This window comes from Nocardia salmonicida, assembly GCF_036142455.1.
In the GTDB taxonomy this organism is placed as follows: Bacteria; Actinomycetota; Actinomycetes; order Mycobacteriales; family Mycobacteriaceae; genus Nocardia; species Nocardia salmonicida.
The window spans coordinates 3,969,190-3,988,019 of sequence record NZ_CP108014.1; the positions used below are offsets into that span (position 1 = coordinate 3,969,190).

General features: G+C 68.3%; 20 protein-coding genes. 6 read left to right on the forward strand and 14 right to left on the reverse strand.

Translation table 11 applies throughout. From position 1 onward, the window contains the following. Positions 1-3 precede the first annotated feature (3 nt). Together OHS03_RS18775 and pgsA are read right to left on the reverse strand one after the other, a co-directional pair. The gene (locus OHS03_RS18775; protein ID WP_328655847.1) at positions 4-495 is read right to left on the reverse strand and encodes a CinA family protein; all 492 of its coding nucleotides are present in this window, start codon (positions 493-495) and stop codon (positions 4-6) included. Then, positions 492-1,076: a CDP-diacylglycerol--glycerol-3-phosphate 3-phosphatidyltransferase gene (pgsA, locus tag OHS03_RS18780; RefSeq protein WP_235569437.1), complete on the reverse strand. Its 585-nt coding sequence runs from the start codon at positions 1,074-1,076 to the stop codon at positions 492-494. Before pgsA ends, OHS03_RS18775 begins: the two co-directional genes overlap by 4 nt. A 232-nt stretch (positions 1,077-1,308) precedes the next feature. Here pgsA and OHS03_RS18785 point away from each other — a divergent pair, with 232 nt between their 5' ends. Then, positions 1,309-1,875 (forward strand): amino-acid N-acetyltransferase, encoded by a 567-nt coding sequence (locus OHS03_RS18785; protein WP_131816631.1) that lies wholly within the window; start codon positions 1,309-1,311, stop codon positions 1,873-1,875. A 28-nt stretch (positions 1,876-1,903) separates the two neighbouring features. Then, positions 1,904-2,188, forward strand: coding sequence for a YciI family protein (locus tag OHS03_RS18790; protein WP_328655850.1), 285 nt, complete (start codon positions 1,904-1,906; stop codon positions 2,186-2,188). Between the two features lie 63 nt (positions 2,189-2,251). Here the strand turns inward: OHS03_RS18790 and OHS03_RS18795 are convergent, their stop codons facing one another. Next, positions 2,252-3,229: a TerC family protein gene (locus tag OHS03_RS18795; RefSeq protein ID WP_056811441.1), complete on the reverse strand. Its 978-nt coding sequence runs from the start codon at positions 3,227-3,229 to the stop codon at positions 2,252-2,254. 434 nt (positions 3,230-3,663) lie between these two features. Continuing rightward, positions 3,664-6,210, reverse strand: coding sequence for an FtsK/SpoIIIE family DNA translocase (locus tag OHS03_RS18800; protein WP_328655853.1), 2,547 nt, complete (start codon positions 6,208-6,210; stop codon positions 3,664-3,666). 296 nt (positions 6,211-6,506) lie between these two features. On the opposite strand from OHS03_RS18800, the gene OHS03_RS18805 reads away from it, so the two are divergent. Together OHS03_RS18805 and OHS03_RS18810 are read left to right on the forward strand one after the other, a co-directional pair. Beyond that, the gene (locus tag OHS03_RS18805) at positions 6,507-6,890 is read left to right on the forward strand and encodes a DUF4189 domain-containing protein (RefSeq protein WP_328664297.1); all 384 of its coding nucleotides are present in this window, start codon (positions 6,507-6,509) and stop codon (positions 6,888-6,890) included. A gap of 35 nt (positions 6,891-6,925) precedes the next feature. Continuing rightward, the gene (locus OHS03_RS18810; protein WP_328655855.1) at positions 6,926-7,480 is read left to right on the forward strand and encodes a WKL family lipoprotein; all 555 of its coding nucleotides are present in this window, start codon (positions 6,926-6,928) and stop codon (positions 7,478-7,480) included. Between the two features lie 84 nt (positions 7,481-7,564). Here OHS03_RS18810 and OHS03_RS18815 read toward each other — a convergent pair whose 3' ends face one another. Continuing rightward, a complete protein-coding gene (locus OHS03_RS18815) occupies positions 7,565-9,628 on the reverse strand; it encodes an RNase J family beta-CASP ribonuclease (RefSeq protein WP_328655857.1) in 2,064 nt (687 codons plus the stop codon). After that, complete coding sequence (gene dapA / locus OHS03_RS18820; RefSeq protein ID WP_056811455.1) at positions 9,625-10,533, reverse strand: 4-hydroxy-tetrahydrodipicolinate synthase; 909 nt, start codon at positions 10,531-10,533, stop codon at positions 9,625-9,627. Before dapA ends, OHS03_RS18815 begins: the two co-directional genes overlap by 4 nt. 114 nt (positions 10,534-10,647) lie before the next feature. On the opposite strand from dapA, the gene OHS03_RS18825 reads away from it, so the two are divergent. Then, positions 10,648-11,094, forward strand: a complete 447-nt coding sequence (locus OHS03_RS18825) for a hypothetical protein (protein ID WP_056811459.1) — start codon at positions 10,648-10,650, stop codon at positions 11,092-11,094. A gap of 12 nt (positions 11,095-11,106) precedes the next feature. Here OHS03_RS18825 and OHS03_RS18830 read toward each other — a convergent pair whose 3' ends face one another. From OHS03_RS18830 to OHS03_RS18865, 8 genes are all read right to left on the reverse strand, one after another. Further along, positions 11,107-12,306, reverse strand: coding sequence for a winged helix-turn-helix domain-containing protein (locus OHS03_RS18830; protein WP_328655859.1), 1,200 nt, complete (start codon positions 12,304-12,306; stop codon positions 11,107-11,109). A 40-nt stretch (positions 12,307-12,346) separates the two neighbouring features. Next, entirely contained in the window at positions 12,347-13,372 is a 1,026-nt protein-coding gene (locus OHS03_RS18835) for a DUF8320 family protein (RefSeq protein ID WP_328655861.1), read from the reverse strand. Further along, a complete protein-coding gene (locus tag OHS03_RS18840; protein ID WP_328655863.1) occupies positions 13,372-14,586 on the reverse strand; it encodes a sensor histidine kinase in 1,215 nt (404 codons plus the stop codon). Before OHS03_RS18840 ends, OHS03_RS18835 begins: the two co-directional genes overlap by 1 nt. After that, positions 14,583-15,257: a response regulator transcription factor gene (locus OHS03_RS18845; protein WP_301901940.1), complete on the reverse strand. Its 675-nt coding sequence runs from the start codon at positions 15,255-15,257 to the stop codon at positions 14,583-14,585. Before OHS03_RS18845 ends, OHS03_RS18840 begins: the two co-directional genes overlap by 4 nt. A 128-nt stretch (positions 15,258-15,385) precedes the next feature. Further along, positions 15,386-15,838, reverse strand: coding sequence for a flavodoxin family protein (locus tag OHS03_RS18850; RefSeq protein WP_328655865.1), 453 nt, complete (start codon positions 15,836-15,838; stop codon positions 15,386-15,388). Between the two features lie 7 nt (positions 15,839-15,845). Then, on the reverse strand, positions 15,846-16,286 hold the full coding sequence (locus tag OHS03_RS18855; protein WP_405147632.1) for a hypothetical protein: 441 nt from the start codon (positions 16,284-16,286) through the stop codon (positions 15,846-15,848). 53 nt (positions 16,287-16,339) lie between these two features. Next, on the reverse strand, positions 16,340-17,086 hold the full coding sequence (gene dapB, locus OHS03_RS18860) for a 4-hydroxy-tetrahydrodipicolinate reductase (RefSeq protein WP_328655869.1): 747 nt from the start codon (positions 17,084-17,086) through the stop codon (positions 16,340-16,342). Between the two features lie 98 nt (positions 17,087-17,184). Continuing rightward, complete coding sequence (locus OHS03_RS18865; RefSeq protein WP_328655871.1) at positions 17,185-18,291, reverse strand: alcohol dehydrogenase catalytic domain-containing protein; 1,107 nt, start codon at positions 18,289-18,291, stop codon at positions 17,185-17,187. A gap of 134 nt (positions 18,292-18,425) precedes the next feature. Between OHS03_RS18865 and OHS03_RS18870 the strand changes: the two genes are divergently transcribed. Then, positions 18,426-18,821, forward strand: coding sequence for a VOC family protein (locus OHS03_RS18870; protein WP_328664299.1), 396 nt, complete (start codon positions 18,426-18,428; stop codon positions 18,819-18,821). Positions 18,822-18,830: the final 9 nt, after the last annotated feature.

The window sequence follows — 18,830 nt, forward strand, 5'->3', positions numbered from 1 at the left end:
GACCTACTTCACACTGACACAGCGAAGCAACTCACGCACCGCACTGTGCACCGCACCGAGTCTGATCGTCCACCGGTCACCGTGCAGTTTCAACCGGACCACTTCGCTGTGACGTGGACCGGCCAACCCGAGGTATACCGTGCCGACGGGATGCCCGTCCTGGGAATCGGGTCCGGCGACCCCGGTCAATCCGACACCCCAGTCCGCGCCGCACTGCTCCCGCGCCCCCACGGCCAGTTGTTCGGCGGTCGAGGCGGCTACCGGACCGTCTGTCCGAAGGAGGTCGTCATCGACGCAGGCCAGGCGACCCTTGAGGTCGGTGGCGTAGACGATCAGCCCGCCCCGCAGCACCGCGCTCGCACCGGGAACTCCCGCCACCGTGGCAGCCAGCAGACCCGCGGTGAGCGATTCGGCCGTGGCGACGGTCTGCCCCGCCGCGTTCAGGGCCCTGACCAGTTCGGCGACCGGCGCGCCGTCGACGAGCGGATCACTCACGAGCGCGACCGTCCACCCGCCAGCCACACTCTGGTCGCCTGCCCCACGTAATCCAGGCCGGTGATCACCGTCAGCGCCACGGCCAGATACATCAGCCACATGCCCGCGGTGGCGAACACACCCGACAGGGGCAGCACCAGCAGCGCGATCGCAACCGACTGCACCAGCGTCTTCAGCTTGCCGCCCCGCCCCGCCGGGATCACCCCGCGCCGCACGACCACCAGTCGCAGCAGCGTGATGCCGATTTCGCGGCCGACGACGACCACGGTGATCCACCACGGTAGATCGCCCAGTACCGAGAGCCCGATCAGCGCCGATCCGATCAGCGCCTTGTCCGCGATGGGGTCGGCGAGCTTGCCGAAATCGGTGACCAGCCCGTATTTGCGCGCTAGTTGCCCGTCGAAGCGGTCGGTGATCGCGGCCAGGCCGAAAACCGCCGCGGCGATGACTCGCCAGCGGGTGTCGTGCCCGCCCTCGGCGAACAGCGCCAGCACGAACAGCGGCACCAGCACGATGCGCGCGATGGTCAACACGTTGGCGATATTGAGCAGCGGAACCTGAGTCTCCGGCACCGAGTGCATCGGTGTCGCCGCACTCGACCCACGATCGATCTCTTCGGGTCGCACGCTCATGCCCCGCCCTCTCGGCACTCACCGGCACTGCGCCGAAATCCAACGGTTTCGCGAGCTGTTTGCTCGCACGATCGGCGCCACGCGATCCGGTCGTCGAGCCCGGCGCGATGCGAGGAGCGGAACGACAGGATGTGCGGCACATGTTCAGACTATCGGTAACCGGTCCGACTACTCTGCACCCATGACCTCACGGGGACCCTCGAGCAGTCCGACCAGCGAAGCGCATGCTGTCGCGCCCACTGTGGCGCCTGTTTCCGGCGTGGTCGTGCGACGAGCGCGAACCTCCGATGTCCCCGAGATCAAGCGCCTGGTCGACGAGTACGCAGGCCGCATCCTGCTGGAGAAGAACCTGGTCACGCTGTACGAATCGGTGCAGGAATTCTGGGTCGCCGAGCTCGACGGACAGGTCGTGGGCTGTGGCGCGTTGCACGTGCTGTGGGCCGATCTGGGCGAAGTTCGCACTGTCGCAGTGGATCCCGTCGTCAAGGGCCGCGGCGTCGGCGGCGCGGTGGTCGAGCATCTGGTCACCGTCGCCCGCGAACTGCAGTTGCAGCGTGTGTTCGTGCTCACTTTCGAGGTGGACTTCTTCGGCAGGCACGGGTTCGTCGAGATCGACGGCACGCCCGTCACCGCCGAGGTGTACGCGGAGATGTGCCGCTCCTACGACACCGGTGTCGCCGAATTCCTCGACCTCAGCTTCGTCAAGCCCAACACCCTCGGCAACACCCGCATGCTGCTCACCCTCTAGAGAATCCATCGCGAGAAAGTGATCGACTGTGCCGATCTTCGCTGTCCACTACACCTACTCCGGGTCCACCGCGGCCGACCGCGCGACCAACCGACCCGAGCACCGGGGCTGGTTGAACGCTCTGGTCGACGCGGGCACGGTGCTCAGTAGCGGCCCCTACCCCGACGGTACGGGCGCACTGCTGCTGTTCCGCGCCGAGGACGAGCCCTCGCTGACCGATCTGCTGAGCAACGACCCGTTCGCGAAGCTCGGCCTGATCGATGCCGTCCGCGTGGTCGAGTGGCTGCCGGTGATGGGCGCCTTCGCCGAATAGTCGATGCGCACACAACACTGCCCGGAACCCCAGCGGTTCCGGGCAGTGTCGTTGTGAGTCGTGTCAGGCGTTGGTGTGACGAGTGCGCAGCAAGCTCGCCACCGTCGCGATGACCAGGATTCCGATGATCACGCTCAGCGAGACCGCCGTGGAGATCTCCGGGACGCTCACGTGCTCGCCGCCGTTGATGAACGACAGCGTGTTCTCGTGCAGCGCGTGCAGCACCAGCTTCACGCCGATGAACGCCAGGATCGCGGCCAGGCCGTAGGACAGGTACACCAGGCGGTCGAGCAGCCCACCGATGAGGAAGTACAGCTGACGCAGACCCATCAACGCGAAGGCGTTGGCGGTGAACACCAGGTACGGCTCTTCGGTGAGACCGTAGATCGCCGGAATCGAGTCCAGCGCGAACAGCAGGTCGGCGAAACCGATCGCCAGCAGCGCGAGCAACAGCGGGGTCACTACACGTTTGCCGTCGATCCGGGTGATGAGCTTGTCGCCGTCGTACTCGTCGGTGGTGGGCAGGACCCGTTTGGCCAGCGAGACGATGTAGCTGTCGCGTTTCTGCTCGTGTTCGGCCTCGTGCCCGCTCTCGCGTAGCAGATTGATCGCGGTGTAGATCAGGAACGCGCCGAACAGGTAGAACACCCAGCTGTAGGCGCTGATGGCGGCCGCGCCGACCGCGATGAACACACCGCGCATCGCCAGCGCCAGCACGATGCCGATCAGCAGCACCTTCTGCTGGTAGATCCGGGGCACGGCGAAGGTGCTCATGATGATGAGGAAGATGAACAGGTTGTCGACCGAGAGCGCTTTCTCGGTGACGAAGCCCGCGTAGTACTCCCCCGAGAATGTGCCGCCCCACTTCCAGGCGACGAAGAGGCCGAACAGCAGCGCCAACGTGATGTAGACGGCTGACCAGATGCCCGATTCCTTGAAGGTGGGCTCGTGCGGGGTGCGCACGTGGGCGTAGAAGTCGAAGACGAACAGGCCGAGGATCACCAGCCCGGTGATCACCCACTCGAGCGTGGTCACCTGCATGTGGTGGTCCGATCGATGAAGTTCATGCCGTCCATCATGCCCGAATTGTCCGTTTCAGTTGGCTTGCAGAACGATTGCCCGCCATGATTTCACACACATCGGCGGCCGCGCACATGCCGCGCACACGAAAAAAGCCCTATCGCCCCGTCCGCGCTCGCTGCTACCGTCACCGCATCACCCCGACAACACAGACCCGAGAGGAGCGAGCCGTGACCGAATCCACCGCGCAGATCAAGCGCCGAACCGCGATGCACCGGCTCTGCCCCGGTGTCCTGATGTCGGGTACCCGCCTCGCGCGCGCCCGCTTCACCGCCTGACAAGGCGATCGCCGCCCGATCCACCTCCGGGCATTTCGATGACCACGAGCCGTGCCAGGTCCCTCCTCGTTCGTCGCCGCCTGCTTCCGGCACGGTCAGAGCAAACCGGGAACGGCGTCACTCGTCGTCGGACGCGCCCGGATCGCCGCCACGAATCGACCACAGCAAACCGTCCAGCTCATCGGGCTTGATCAACACGTCGCGCGCCTTGGAGCCCTCGCTGGGACCGACCACACCGCGGGTCTCCATCAGGTCCATCAACCGACCCGCCTTGGCGAAGCCGACCCGCAGCTTGCGTTGCAGCATCGAGGTGGACCCGAACTGCGAGGTGACCACCAGTTCCACGGCCTGCAGCAACACGTCCATGTCGTCGCCGATATCGGGGTCGACGTCCTTGACCTCGCCGGCCTTGGCCGCGGTGACGCCCTCCTGGTACTCGGGTTCGGCCTGGGTCTTGCTGAACTCGACAACGGCCTGGATCTCCTCGTCGGAGATGAACGCGCCCTGCAGACGGGTCGGCTTGCCCTGCCCCATCGGCAGGAACAGCCCGTCGCCCATGCCGATCAGTTTCTCGGCACCCGGCTGGTCCAGGATGACGCGCGAGTCGGTGAGCGAGGAGGTGGCGAACGCCAGCCGCGAGGGCACATTGGTCTTGATCAGACCGGTCACCACGTCCACCGAGGGACGCTGGGTGGCCAGCACCAGGTGGATACCGGCGGCGCGCGCCTTCTGGGTGATCCGCACGATCGCGTCCTCGACATCGCGCGGGGCGGTCATCATCAGGTCGGCGAGCTCGTCGACGATGGCCAGGATGTACGGGTAGGGCCGGTAGACGCGTTCACTGCCCAACGGGGCCGTGATCTTGCCCGATCGCACGTTCTTGTTGAAGTCGTCGATGTGGCGGACCTTGTTGGCCTGCATGTCCTGGTAGCGCTGTTCCATCTCCTCGACCAGCCAGGCCAGCGCGGCGGCGGCCTTCTTCGGCTGGGTGATGATGGGCGTGATCAGGTGCGGAATGCCCTCGTAGGGCGTGAGTTCCACCATCTTCGGGTCGATCAGGATCATCCTGACCTCTTCGGGGGTGGCTCGGTGCAGCAGCGAGACCAGCATCGAGTTCACGAAGCTCGACTTACCCGAGCCGGTGGAACCGGCCACCAACAGGTGCGGCATCTTGGCCAGGTTCGCCGAGACGAACTCGCCCTCGATGTTCTTGCCGAGGCCGATCACCAGCGGATGGTGGTCGTTGCGGGTGTGCGGCGACTTCAGCACGTCGGCCAGGCGCACCAATTCGCGGTCGGCGTTGGGCACCTCGATGCCGACGGCCGATTTGCCGGGGATGGGCGCGAGCAGGCGCACGTTCTCGGTGGCGACGGCGTAGGCCAGGTTGCGGGCCAGTGCGGTGATCTTCTCGACCTTGACGCCAGGACCGAGTTCCACCTCGTAGCGGGTGACCGTCGGGCCGCGCACGAAGCCGGTGACCGCGGCGTCGATCTTGAACTGCACCAGCACCTCGGTGATCGCCTCGATCATCGATTCGTTGGCCGCCGAGCGCTTCTTGGGCGGATCGCCGTCGAGCAGCAGGGTCAGCGGGGGCAGCGTGTAGTCGCCGTCGACGACGCGATCGGTGACGAACTCCGGTGCCGGTGGCGGCGGCGGGGTCTGGTCGACCGGCTTGGCCACCGGACGCTTGCGCGCCGGTTTCGGCGCGGGCGCGGGCGGTTCCTCGATCGGCTTGGCATCGCGCAGCGGCGGTTCGCCCAGCGACTCGGTGACCGCGTCGGAGCCGCCGAACTCGTCGGGCGGGTAGTTGTCGTCGGGGTCGGCGCCACGGCGACGGGTTCGGTTGCGGTGCACCGGGAATCCGTCGGCGTCGTAGTTGGCCGGATCGTAGGGGTCGCTGTCGTCGGCGTATTCGCCGAGACCGAAGTATTCGCGCAGCTTGGTCGGCACCTCGCGCACCGTGGTTCCGGTGAGCAACAACACGCCGAACATCATGGCCAGCAACAGGATCGGCAGCGCGAGCCAGGGCGTGAGGCCCTGGCCGAGCGGTCCACCGATCGCGTATCCCACCGCGCCCGCCGCCGTGGAGCGGCCGTCCGCGTCGGTCGGGGACCCGGCCGCCAGATGCCACACACCCAGCGCGGGCAGCACCACGAGCAGTCCACCGAGGACCAGCCGCGGCCGGATCTCCGGATGCGGTTCGGTGCGCATCAGCACCACTGCGAGCGCGACCAGCAGAATCGGCGCGAGCACGGCCGCCGAACCGGCGATCGCCCGCACGACGTCTTCGAGGAAACGGCCGACCGGTCCGCCCGCCGAGAGCCACATCGCGGCGGCGATGATCGCGCTCAACGCGATGAGCGCCAGGCCGATGCCGTCGCGACGGTGCCCGTGGTCGAGTTCGCCTGCCCGGCTCAGCGTGCGCGTGGTGGCGCCGACCCCGCGCGCCAGCATGGTCCAGCCACTGCCGATGCCGCGGCTGATCACAGCCAGCGGAGCGGTGTCGGAGGCACGTTTGACCGGCCTGCGCACGGGTGTGGTGCGCCGACGTGGAGCCGCCGTCGCTCGCGGGGTCGCCGAACGAGACCGCGCCGCCGGCGTCTGCCCCCTGGTCGATCCCGCCCGCGCACGAGAGGTCGTGGTGCTGCGGGACTTACCTGCCATGACCTCAGGCTAGCCGCTCGAGCACCTCCGAGACCATCCGCAACACTGGTCCCACCCCGCTCGCCGGGGTGATCCAGGGTGGATGCGCAGGTCGCAGCGCCCCGGTCAGCGCGGGGAAATCTCGCCGGGAACCGCGTTTCGCGGGCCCGAACTTACGGAATCCTTGTCGATCGCCATTGATTCGGGCGAGCGCGGGCTCGCTGGTCTAGCGCGGATGCCATAACCCTCGATACGTTGACGGCGCTCTATCGGGTCGTCGACCCGTGCAGATGAAGGGGACGCTACAAGTGAAGAGAATGCTCACCAGCGCGGCCGTGCTCGGTGCCACCGCGGCAGCAGTGTTCGCGGGACACATCGCGCCGGCCCAGGCGCAGTCGGGCAATTACGGCGCCATCGCGGTGTCGGTCAGACCGGGGGTCTACGGGTACGCCACTGATTACAGCAGCTACGCCGATGCCGAGGCGGGCGCCATGGCGGCCTGCCTGCGGGGCGGGGGTGGCGGCGGGTGCGATGTGAAGGTGTCCTACCGCAACGGCTGCGGCGCCATCGCGATCTCGCGCGGTTGGTGGAGCTACGGCTCCGCGTCGACGATCGGCGGCGCCAAACGCGAAGCGCTGAACAACAATCCGGGCAACGCCTCTATCAAGCACTGGAACTGCACCAGCGGCTACCAGCTCTAGCCCGACCCGTTCCGACCATGATCATGGGAGTTGTAGTGAATATCCGTCCAGTGAAAACCGCCGCTGTCCTCGTCGCGATCGTCGCGGCGGTCGGCCTCGGCGCGTGCAGTTCCGACGCGGGCTCGACCGGTACGAGCACGGGAACCACGACGAGCAAGGGCGGCGCCTTCGAAACGGGCGGCGCCAAATCCGGCAAGGAAGAGGGCGGCGAGCCCGCGGCCACCACGGTGCCCAACCTGCCCAAACCGACCGCCGCCGAGCTGAACAGCCGGTTGACCAAGGCTCTCGCGGGCCAGCTGACCGGCGAGGAGAAGAAGACCTACATCGAGGACGCCGACCAGGATCCGATGCTGGTCGACAAGTTCGTGGAGGCGGCGAAGCAGAACAACGTCAAGGTCGCCATCACCACCGTCGGCGACCCCGTCGATGGGAAGCTCAAGGCGAACGCCGATGTCACCATCGACGGGACCCCGGTGAAGGATGCCTTCGTCGACTTCGTCGCCGAGGACGATTCCTGGAAGGTCTCGCACGTGTTCGCGTGCAACATCGTGAAGTCGGCCCAGCTCGACTCCGCGGCCTGCCAGGCCTGAGAACCGGAATCCGTCCGAATATCAAGAAAACCGCTGGGCGACATAGTCGCCCAGCGGTTTTCCGTTGATCTGTTGATCTCTCGATCAGACGGCGACGACCGTCGGGACGATCATCGGACGACGACGGTAGACGTCGGCGACCCAGCGGCCCACCACCCGGCGCACGCCCTGGGCGATGCGATGGGTGTCGGTGATGCCTTCACCTGCCAGACGCAGCAGCTCCGCCTCGACCAGTTCGTTCGCGCCGTCGAGCGCGGTCCGGTCATCGGAGAAGCCGCGCCCGTTGAGCTCGGGCGTGCTGACCGCCTTGCCGGTGGTCGAGTCGATGACGATGGTGATCGAGATGAAACCACCCTCGCCGAGGACCAGGCGGTCCGACAGGGTGGACTCGCCGACGTCACCGACCGAGAGGCCGTCGACGTAGACGTGCCCGACCGGCACACGACCGACGATGGAGGCGATGCCGTCGACCAGGTCGACCACCACGCCGTCCTCGGCCAGCATCACCCGCTCCTCGGGCACACCGGTCGCCACGGCCAGTGCGGCGTTGGCGCGCAGGTGGCGCCATTCGCCGTGCACGGGCATGGCGTTGGTGGGGCGCACCGCGTTGTACAGGTACAGCAGCTCACCGGCGGAGGCGTGCCCGGAGACGTGCACCTTCGCGTTCTGCTGGGTGATCACGGTCGCGCCGAGCCGGGCCAGGCCGTTGACCACGGCGAACACCGAGTTCTCGTTACCGGGGATCAGCGAGGACGCCAGTACCACCAGGTCGTCGGCACGGATGTTGATCTGGCGGTGCTCGCCGCGCGCCATCCGCGACAGCGCCGACAGCGGCTCGCCCTGCGAACCGGTGGAGATCAGCACCAGGCGGTTGCCGGGCAGGTTCGCGGCCTGGTCGAGGGTGACCACGACATTGTCGGGCACCGTCAGATAGCCCAGGTCCTGCGCGATCTCCATGTTGCGCACCATCGAACGGCCGACGAAGCAGACCTTGCGGTTGTACTTCTGCGCGACGTCGACGACCTGCTGGATGCGGTGCACGTGGCTGGCGAACGAGGCCACGATGACGCGATTGGTGGCCTTGCCGATGACATTGTCGAGCACGCCGCCGATCTCGCGCTCGGGAGTCACGAAGCCGGGGACCTCGGCGTTGGTGGAGTCGACCAGGAACAGGTCGACGCCCTCGTCGCCCAGGCGCGAGAAGCCGGCCAGGTCGGTGAGGCGGCCGTCGAGCGGCAGCTGGTCGAGCTTGATGTCACCGGTGTGCAGCACCACGCCCGCGCCGGTGCGGATCGCGACCGCCAGCGCGTCGGGGATCGAGTGGTTGACCGCGAAGTACTCGATCTCGAACGGGCCGTGCACGGTGGTCTCGCCCTCGGCGACCTCGCGCAGCTTGGGCTGCAAGCGGTGCTCGCGAGCCTTCGCCGCCACCAGGGCGAGGGTGAACCTGGCGCCGATCACCGGGATGTCCTGGCGCAGACGCAGCAGGAACGGCACGGCGCCGATGTGGTCCTCGTGGCCGTGGGTGAGCACGATGGCCTCGACGTCGGCCATCCGGTCCTCGATGGGCCCGAAGTCCGGCAGGATCAGGTCAACGCCGGGCTGCTGGTCCTCGGGGAACAGCACACCGCAGTCGACGATCAGCAGCTTGCCGCCGTATTCGAACACGGTCATGTTGCGGCCGATTTCGCCGATACCGCCCAGTGCGAACAGGCGGAGACCGTTCTTCGCCAGCTTCGGCGGCGGGCCCAGCTTATCGTGGGCGGCCTTCTCGCGCGGCTCGGCGACCGGTGCCGCACCGCGACCGCGACCGCCGCCCTGCCTGCCACGACCGCCGCCGCGGGACTCGGCGGCGGGCTTGCTCTTGGCTTCGGCCTGCTTGCCCTTGGCTTCGGTGGCCGGCTTCGTCCTGGCACGGCGCGGCGCGGTCTTCTTCGCGGTGACGCCTTCCTCGGCGACGCCGCGCAGGTCGGTGCCCGCTTCGGCGGAACCCGCCAGGTTCGCCTCGGCGGCGACCTCGGCGATCGGTTCGGCGATAGCCGGAGCTTTCACCGCGGCCTGCACACTCTCCACAGGTATCGGTTCGGGCGCACCGGCGGCACGCGATGCCGAACGGCGACGGGGCTTACGGGCTACGGGTTCGGTCATGCCGACACCCCCGCTGCCTGCAGATCGAGCATCAGTTCCTCCAGTTGTGCCTGCGTCGGCATCAGCTGGGGCAAACGGGGCTCACCTACATCGATGCCGAGCAATCGGAGTCCTCCCTTACACATCGCCACACCTCCCAGGCGGGTCATGGCCGCGTACAGCGGCAGTAGTGTCGCGTTGATCTCTCGCGCCCTGGCCACGTCACCGGTGGTGTAGGCCTGGTGGATCTCGCGCAGTCGTTCCGGCACGAGATGGCCGATGACGCTGATGAATCCGATCGCACCGACCGAGAGCCAGGGCAGATTCAGGCCGTCGTCACCGGAGTAGAAATCCAGATCGGTGGTCGCGATGAGATCGGCTCCGGAGACGAGATCGCCCTTGGCATCCTTCACCGCGACGATGTTGGGATGCTCGGCAAGGCGCCGGATCGTGTCGATGGCGATAGGCACCACCGACCTCGGTGGAATGTCGTAGAGGGTGATCGGCAGCGCGGTGGAGTCGGCGACCGCGGTGAAATGCGCGATCAGGCCCTCCTGTGTGGGCCGCGAGTAATACGGCGTCACGACGAGCAGACCGTGCGCGCCCGCGTTCTCGGCGGCACGCGCCAGTTCGATCGAATGCGCGGTGTCGTAGGTACCCGCCCCGGCGACCACGGTGGCCCGGTCGCCGACGCCGTCGACGACGGCCCGCAGCAGGTCCGCCTTCTCGGTTTCGGTGGTGGTCGGCGACTCGCCGGTGGTACCCGAGATGATCAGCAGGTCGACCCCACGGTCGACCAGGTGTGCCGCCAGTGCGACACCGGCATCGACGTCGAGCTTGCCCGCAGCGCTGAAGGGGGTCACCATCGCGACACCTACCGTGCCGGACGCGCGCAGCTCCGTTGGCGTCGATTCACCGTTCGTCATGGTCAGAAAGGCTACCCGGTCGCCGGATGTGTCTCGACACCCTAGCGGCCGAAGCGGCGGCCGGTGGGCGCTTTCCACCTTGCATGATGTCATAGATGACGTCACACTGATGTCATGGATCTGAATGCTCATACCGCGCGGTTGCGCGAGGAACTGATCGCCGCCGCCGCGCTCGGCGACGAGAAAACGCAGGCCACCGCCGCCGCCCTCGCCGCCGCGGTGGAGAGTTCGAGTCGGCTGGTACTGCTCTCGGCGCTGTCGGAACTGGCCGCCGAGATCAGCACCGAGCTCGGTGACCGCACCGTGCACGTCCGGCTGGAGGGCACCGAGGCGAAGGCCGACGTGCGCAAGAACACCCCGCCCGGGGCGGAGGAACCCCAGACTTTCGAGGAGATGACCGGCGACATCAGCCGGGTGACCCTGCGATTGGTCGAACAGCTCAAGTCGCGCGCGGAGGAGGCGGCCCAGCAGAACGGCCAGTCGCTGAACTCCTGGCTCTCCGGCGCCGTCAGCGGCGCGTTGAAGGATCAGATGCGCGGCTACGGCGGCAAGGGCTGGTAGACGCGGTCGCGATCAGAGCAGCGGGGCGAGATCGCCGCGTTCGCCGATAACGACTTCGTCGAGTTCGAGCCAGTCGGCCATTTCCCGCAGCGCCCCGCGCAATGCCTGGGCCGTCTCGGCGGTGGCGTAGCCGGGCTCGGCGAACGCAGCGGGGGCGAGCAGTCGGCCGGTGGCGCGTTCGGCGCGCAGATCCACCCGGCCGACGAGCTTGCCGTCGACGAGTAGCGGGAAGACGTAATAGCCGTGCACCCGTTTGGGTTCGGGGGTGTAGATCTCGATCCGGTAGTGGAAGTCGAAGACCCGCTGGGTGCGCGGACGGAAGAAGATGAGCGGATCGAACGGGCACAGCAGCGCGGTGCCGGTGATCCGGCGTGGGGTGGCGGCCTCCGGGTGCAGGTAGGCGGGCGCGTCCCAGCCGTCGACGTCGACAGGCAGCAGTTCGCCCGCGTCGACCAGGTCGGCGATCGCCGGGGCGCTCTGTCGACGGGCCAGGCGGTAGTAGTCGCGCAGGTCGGCCTCGGTGCCGATACCGAGGGCGCGGCTGGAGCGACGGATCAGCTCGCGCACGGCGTCTTCCTCGCCGATCTCGCGGCCGAGCACGTCGGCCGGGACGACGCGTTCGGTGAGGTCGTAGTGCCGGGTGAAGCCCACTCGACGCGCGGTGGACAGCTCACCCGCGGCGAAGAGCTGCTCGCAGATCATCTTGGTGTCGCTCAGGTTCCACCACGTTCCTTTCGGGCGCGGCTTGTCCAGTTCCAGATGACGTTCGATCTCCCCCGCGCTCGCCGCGCCCACCTCGGTCACGACATCGAGAATGTCCTTGCCCAGTGTCGGATTGCGTTCGACGACCTTGCGCATCCCCGACCAGCGCCCGTGCCGGTACTGCGCCATCCGCCAGCGCATCAACGGCCAGTCGGCGACCGGGATCAGCGCGGCCTCGTGCGCCCAGTACTCCACCAGCCCCCGCCGAGCCTTCGCGCTGTCGCTCCAGGCGGCGCCGTCGAGCAGGCTGCGATCGTAGGCGCCGATCCGGCTGAACACCGGCGCGTAATGCGCGCGCACCACCGCCGATACCGAATCTATTTGCAGCAGACGGGTTCTGGCGACCACATCGAGGATCGCCCGCCGCTTCGGGTTGGTCGGCTTTCGCTTGCCGAAGCCCTGCGCGGCCAGCGCCGTTCGACGGGCCTGCGCCGCATTCATCCGCTGCATTCCCTCAGCCTGACACAGGGGTCCGACAGGTTTTCGGCGCTCAGGTGGAGACCTGAACCTCGCCCGCGGTGTCGATCTCGGTCCGTCGATCCCCGCCCGGCGCGGCAGCCAGCACGGTCGCCACCCAGCGTCGACCGACCGGGAGGACTCGCACGGTCACCGAGCCCGCTCCCGCCATGTCGAGTTCGTCGACCGCGGCCTCGATCACGTTGTGGCGCACCCACTCCGGTACGCCGAGGAAGCCGCCGTCGTCGAGCAGGGTGACCTCGACCCCGCGCGATCGGGCCGCGCGCGCCGCGGCGCTGAGCCGGTCGGTGACCAGTTGCGGCGCCCGAAGACCGTCGCGCAGTTCGGCTTCGAGCAGCCTGCACTGTTCGCGTTCGGTCTCGGTCAGCTCGATCCCCGCCGCGATGCGGGCGAGCAGCGGCCCGGCCACCCGGTCGAGCGCCCCCAGTTGACGATCACGCTCGGCGTTGGCCGCGGCCAACGCCGCCTCGGTCGCCGCCCGGCGATTGGCCTCGCTGCGCAGTTCCCGCAGCGAACGCTGGGTGGGCCGCACGATCGACATGAACACCGTCACCGCCCCGACCGTGGCCACCGGCGTCAGCGCGCGCACCACGGTTTCGGGATGCCAACTGGTGAACACGCCCATCGTCACCAGCACGGTCGCGGCGGCCGCCACCCCCACCCAGGCCGACAGAATCCGCCCGCGCAGCACCAGCATCGCCAGCAGATACGACGTCGGATAGGCGGTCCACATCTGGTGGGCGAACCCCGAGCCGCTCTCGAGCCACGGCACGGTCAGCGCCATCGCCGCGGGCCCCGCGGACGCCACGAAGATCGTGACGGGCCACGGCAGCGGATCCACCGGGAACACCAGCACCACCAGCGCCGCCACGGTCATCAGCGCCAACGCGGCGAACGCGGCCGCGGGCGGCGCGATATCGAAATTCACCCGCAGATACATCACGATGGTGGCTTCGAAGATCACCACGAACAGCCATGCCGTGCCGTCGCTGAGGCCGAACAAGTCGCGCATCGCGAACGGCAGATCACGCTCGACCATCAACTACCCCACACCAGAGTCACCACGGTTCCCGCGCCGGGCGCCGATTCCACGAACGCCGCGCCGCCGGCGAGCGCGCGCATCCGGCCCAGAATGCTGCCCGCGATCCCCATCCGGTCGGCCGACACCCGCGCCGGGTCGAACCCGGCGCCGTCATCGGAGAACACCACCCGGATGCCCCCGGTCGCGATGGTCACCGACACCCCACGTCGCACCGTCCGACCCGCGACGTCGGCATGGCGCACGCTGTTGCGCACCGCCTCCGAGAGCGCGGCCCCGAGCACCTGGGCGGCCTCGATCGGCAGGCACAGATCCGCCGCGCGGCGCGAGGACACCTGCACCGGAATCTCGGACTCCGCCTCACGCACCGCCTCACGCAGGAATTCGATCGTCGCGGCGGCGTCGAGGTGGTCGATCTCGGGCGCGGTCCGCGACAGTTCGAGCTGCTCGAGGGTGCGCGCGGCCTGATTTCGCAGCACCGACGAGGACTCCTGCGCCCGCGAGGCTTCCAGCAGCGTCGAGAGCACCGCGTCGTGGATGAGCGCCGCGAAGCGCGCGCCCTCGCGTTCCCTGGCCGACGTCGCCGCGACCGCCGCCGCTCGGCTGCGCTGACGGACCGCTTCCTTGTCGACACGTTCGGCGGCGGCGCGCGCGTATACCACGCACCACAGGAACAGCGCCGCCACGCCGAGTCCCCTGGTGATGTCGCCGAACAGCGCCCACATCGAACTACCGGGCACGACAAGGGCATTGGACACACTGGTCGCCACTACGAGCAGGGCGCCGAATCCGGCCGCACCGCGCCGGGGCCACGCCAGCCCGGCGGCCATCACGCCCACTGCCAACCCGCGGTAGGGCCATGACGCGAACGAGCCGTTGTGCACGACCGAATACACCAGCGGCGTCGCCAAGGTCGCCGCGAGATAACACACCGCGGCCACGGCGGCGGTGCGCCGGATCGCCTCGGCGGGGCCGCGCGTGGACACCAGGGCCAGCACCCCGAACATCACATACGCGGCCACCAGATGCAGTTCCGGCCAGATCGACTGGTTGATCGGCTGAACCAGCACCGCGGGCAGTTCCAGCACCATCACGATCGTGGCGCCGGTTCCGATCACCAACCCGAGTCTGCGCAGGATCTGTTCGGTCGCCGCCCGCGAGAATTCGACATCGCCGACCGGTGCGGGCGCCGTCGCGACCGCGAGGTCACTCACGTGCGCTGCTGCCTTTCCGGCACGGGCAACCACCCGTCTTCGACGGCCCGTTTGTACAGATCGGTCTTGGTCGGGGCGGGCCGGCCCGCGTCGGCGTATTTCTGCCGGATGCGGCCGAGGTAGTCGTTGACGGTCTGTTCCGACAGACCGGTCAGCCGAGCCACCCGCGAGGCCTTCTCCCCCGAGGCGTACAGCATCAGCACTTCCTCCTGACGCGGGCTGAGCCCGACGTCGGAGAGCTGGGGATCGCCGTCGATGGCCGCGGCCCAGTCGGTGGTCACCACCTGCTCGCCCGAGGCGGCCCGGCGCACCGCCTCGACCACCGTCGCCACACTCTCCGACTTGCGCAGCACGCCGAGCACACCGGCCTTGGCGGCGGAGCGGACCAGAAACGCGTTGTCGGCGCCGGTGAACACCAGCACCTCGATGCCGCGTTCCCGCAGCGCGGTGACATTGTCCTCGGGCGTCGACCCGTCGGGCAGGCGCAGGTCGAGGACGACGAGATCGAGCTCGGCGGTCTCGGCGAGCAGCCCGGCGACGGATTCGGCCACCGCCACCAGTTCCAGGTCGGGTTCGGGGCCGAGCATGGCCGCCAATCCGATCGCCACGGACTCGTGGTCCTCCACCAGCCCGACCCGTCGCACCGTGCGTGTCTGCTCCAACTCGCTCACCGACCACTCCCCATCTGAAGAACACCCACCGCGGCCAACCCGCAACACGTCGGTCTCGAGTTCTACCGCATCCCGTGCCCGCCTGTCAGCCCACCAATATTCGGGGCGGGCCCGCTCCGGCGGATCGATTACTGCATCAGACCGGCGGCGATGGTCGCGCCGAGTTCCCAGCATTTCTCCAGATCGGCCTTGCTCGGCGGCCCGGAGACGACCACCGCGTCGGCGGCGCGCTGCCAGCCCAGGCCCGTCGTGATCCGCTCCACGCTGCTCTCGGCCCCCTCGGTGCCCTCGTTGCCGTGCAGGTAGACCCCGTAGGGCCGCCCGCGGGTGGAGTCCAGGCAGGGGTAGTAGATCGTGTCGAAGGCGTGTTTGAGCGCACCGCTCATGTACCCGAGGTTGGCCGGGGTGCCGAGCAGGTAGCCGTCGGCTTCGAGCACGTCGACGGCGGTCACCGCCAGCGCGGCCCGGCGCATCACCTCGACCCCCTCGATCTCCGGGTCGCTCGCTCCGGCGAGGACCGCTTCGAACATCGCCTGGGTGTGCGGGGAGGGGGTGTGGTGGATGATCAGCAACCGGGCCATGGGCTCGCTACTCTCCTGGGTCGCGTTCCAGTTTTTCCAGCGCCACCGCGCGACGCATGGTGTCGCGGGCGCGGCCGCGGTCGCCTGCGTAGTCGTAGGCGCGGGCCAGCCGGTAGGAGGAGCGCCAGTTGTCCGGGTCGGCTTCCCATTCGGTCTTGATCCGCGCGAACAGCGCGTCGGCCGCGTCGCGTTCGATCCGGCCGGAGGGTCGGCGCGGCAACTCCGAGGTGTCGACCTCGAGGCCCTCCTCGTGGATACGCCGAGCCAGCCGTTGATGCGCGAAAGCCGCGCTCAACGTCGCCCACAGGATCCAGCTACCGACAACGGGCAGCAGCAGCATGCCGATGCCGATCGCGATACCCGCGAACCCGCCGTCGGCGATGTAGGCGATGGCGAGACCACCGAGCCGGACGAAGTAGAACAGCAGCGCGACGACCAGAAATGCCACGACCGCAACGGTTTTCAGGACCTGCCGATCAGGTCGCCGGTCGGCGGAGTCGCTCACAGATCCAGGAACGGGTCGAGCCCGACGGTCAGACCCGGTCGCCCGGCGATCTCGCGCACCCCGAGCAGCACGCCCGGCGCGAACGAGGACCGGTCGATGGAGTCGTGGCGGATGGTCAGGGTCTCGCCCTGGGTACCGAACAGCACCTCCTGATGGGCGACGAGCCCGGCCAGTCGCACCGAATGGACCCGCACACCGTCCACGTCGGCGCCGCGAGCACCCTCGAGTTCGGTGGTGGTGGCGTCGGGGCTGATCCCGACCCCGGCCTCGGCGCGGGCCGCGGCGATCACCGCGGCGGTGCGGTAGGCGGTGCCGGAGGGGGCATCGGCCTTGTTCGGGTGGTGTAGCTCGATGACCTCGACCGAGTCGAAGAAACGTGCCGCCTGCTCGGCGAAGCGCATCGACAACACCGCGCCGATGGCGAAGTTCGGCGCGATCAGCACGCCCACCTCGGGCCGCTGTGCCAGCTGCCCGCGCACCTCGGCGAGTCGGGCCTCGTCGAAGCCGGTGGTACCGACGACCGAGTGGATGCCGTTCGCGATCAGGAACCTCAGGTTGCCCATCACCACATCGGGGTGGGTGAAATCGACGACCACCTGCGTGCCGCTTTCGGTGAACGCCTCGAGCGCGTCGCCCTTGTCGACCTGCGCCACCAGCTCCAGATCGGGCGCCGCCTCCACCGCCGCGCAGATCGCCTGCCCGACCTTGCCGCGTGCTCCGAGCACTCCGACCCGAATGGTCACCGCATCTCCTCGTCCTCGACTCAGCTTGCTCGGGCAAGCCTATCGAGCAGCCGACGGGGCCGCGGCGCCGACCTCACGCCATCGAGCCGGGCGAGGCGTCAGTCGAAGACGATGACCTGCCGCAGCGCCGCGCCCGCCGCGAGATCGTCCATCGCCTTGTTCACCTGGTCGAGGCCGATGCGGGCCGAGACGAGCCGCTCCAGCGGCAGCTTGCCCGCGCGCCACATCCGCACATATTCGGGAATGTCGCGGGCGGGAACCGCGGAGCCGAGGTAGCTGCCGATGATGGTGCGGCCCTGCGCGACCAACGCCAGCGGCGAGATCGTGGCGGTGGCCGTGGGAGCGGGCAGGCCGACCGTCACGGTGACGCCACCGGGCGCCGTTGCGGCGACGGCGGTTTCGAACGCGCGAACATTGCCCGCCGCTTCGACCACGACCTCGGCCAGCACCCCTTGCTCGGCGACTTCGCCCGGCGTGCACACCACCGTCGCACCGAATTCGCGTGCCAGCGCCAGCTTTTCGGGAACGGTATCGACGGCGATCACCTCACCGAGACCGAGCGAGACCGCGACGAGCACGGCCGCCATCCCCACGCCACCGAGCCCGACCACCATGATCCGATCTCCCGCACCGGGTTTCGCCGCATTGAGCAGCGCGCCGCCGCCGGTGAGCACCGCGCAGCCCAGCACCGCGGCCACTTCGGGCGGCACGTCGTCGTCGACAGGCACCACCGAACGCCGATCCACCACCGCGTGCGTGGCGAAGCCGGAGACGCCGAGGTGGTGCTGGACCTGCTCGCCGTCGCGGGTGAGCCGTCGCCCGCCACCGAGCAGTTCGCCCGCGTTGTTGGCCACACTGCCCGGCCCACACGGCGTGCGCCCGTTGCTCGCGCAGCCCGCGCAGTCACCACAGCGCGGCAGGAACGTCATCACGACCCGCTGCCCGAGCGTCACATCGACGACACCGGCGCCCACCGATTCGACGATGCCCGCGGCTTCGTGGCCGAGCAGCATCGGCACCGGGCGCACCCGATTGCCGTCCACCACCGACAGATCCGAGTGGCACAGTCCGGCCGCTTCGATCCGCACCAGCAATTCGCCCGGTCCCGGTTCGGCCAATTCCAGGTCGCACACGGTGATCGGCTGTGAATCGGCGAACGGCGCCGGGTCGGCGATCCGTTCCAGAACGGCTCCACGAATCTTCATGCTCGCGACGCTACCGCGAGAGCTCTTTACAGGTTCCGGGATCTGTCGCTAACCTCGATCTCGGTGATGGTGCTCCTGTCGGCCGCCTCGTACCGTGCCCAGGGTCGGCGCCATCACGAACAAGGAGAAATCCCCTGTCAGTGCAGTTCAATCACACCATTGTCGGATGTCGCGATAATCGGGAAACCGCCGAGTTCTGGGCGGACATCCTCGGGTTGGACATAGGAAAACAGTGGGGGCCGTTCATTCCGATCGCCCTCGATCACGGAGCGGCCTTCGATTTCGCGAAGGTTCCGCCTTTCATTTCCGAAATCCAGCCACAGCACTACGCGTTCCTGGTCTCGGAGGCCGAGTTCGATGCGGCCTACGCCAAGATCCAGCGCTACAAACTGGACCATTGGGCCGACCCCCAGCAACACGGGGTCAACGAGATCAATCACAACGACGGGGGTCGTGGCGTCTACTTCCTCGACCCCAACGGCCACTTCCTGGAACTGATCACCGTTCCGTACGGCGGTTGGCCCGAGTGACCACGCAGG

What these genes read in the sequence shown, in the direction of transcription:
- pgsA (WP_235569437.1), bottom strand. Translation starts at nt 1,076, where the DNA reads ATGCACTCGGTGCCGGAGACTCAGGTTCCGCTGCTCAATATCGCCAAC.
- OHS03_RS18785 (WP_131816631.1), top strand. Translation starts at nt 1,309, where the DNA reads ATGACCTCACGGGGACCCTCGAGCAGTCCGACCAGCGAAGCGCATGCT.
- OHS03_RS18795 (WP_056811441.1), bottom strand. Translation starts at nt 3,229, where the DNA reads ATGCAGGTGACCACGCTCGAGTGGGTGATCACCGGGCTGGTGATCCTC.
- OHS03_RS18800 (WP_328655853.1), bottom strand. Translation starts at nt 6,210, where the DNA reads ATGGCAGGTAAGTCCCGCAGCACCACGACCTCTCGTGCGCGGGCGGGA.
- OHS03_RS18805 (WP_328664297.1), top strand. Translation starts at nt 6,507, where the DNA reads ATGCTCACCAGCGCGGCCGTGCTCGGTGCCACCGCGGCAGCAGTGTTC.
- OHS03_RS18815 (WP_328655857.1), bottom strand. Translation starts at nt 9,628, where the DNA reads ATGACCGAACCCGTAGCCCGTAAGCCCCGTCGCCGTTCGGCATCGCGT.
- dapA (WP_056811455.1), bottom strand. Translation starts at nt 10,533, where the DNA reads ATGACGAACGGTGAATCGACGCCAACGGAGCTGCGCGCGTCCGGCACG.
- OHS03_RS18825 (WP_056811459.1), top strand. Translation starts at nt 10,648, where the DNA reads ATGGATCTGAATGCTCATACCGCGCGGTTGCGCGAGGAACTGATCGCC.
- OHS03_RS18830 (WP_328655859.1), bottom strand. Translation starts at nt 12,306, where the DNA reads ATGCAGCGGATGAATGCGGCGCAGGCCCGTCGAACGGCGCTGGCCGCG.
- OHS03_RS18835 (WP_328655861.1), bottom strand. Translation starts at nt 13,372, where the DNA reads ATGGTCGAGCGTGATCTGCCGTTCGCGATGCGCGACTTGTTCGGCCTC.
- OHS03_RS18850 (WP_328655865.1), bottom strand. Translation starts at nt 15,838, where the DNA reads ATGGCCCGGTTGCTGATCATCCACCACACCCCCTCCCCGCACACCCAG.
- OHS03_RS18865 (WP_328655871.1), bottom strand. Translation starts at nt 18,291, where the DNA reads ATGAAGATTCGTGGAGCCGTTCTGGAACGGATCGCCGACCCGGCGCCG.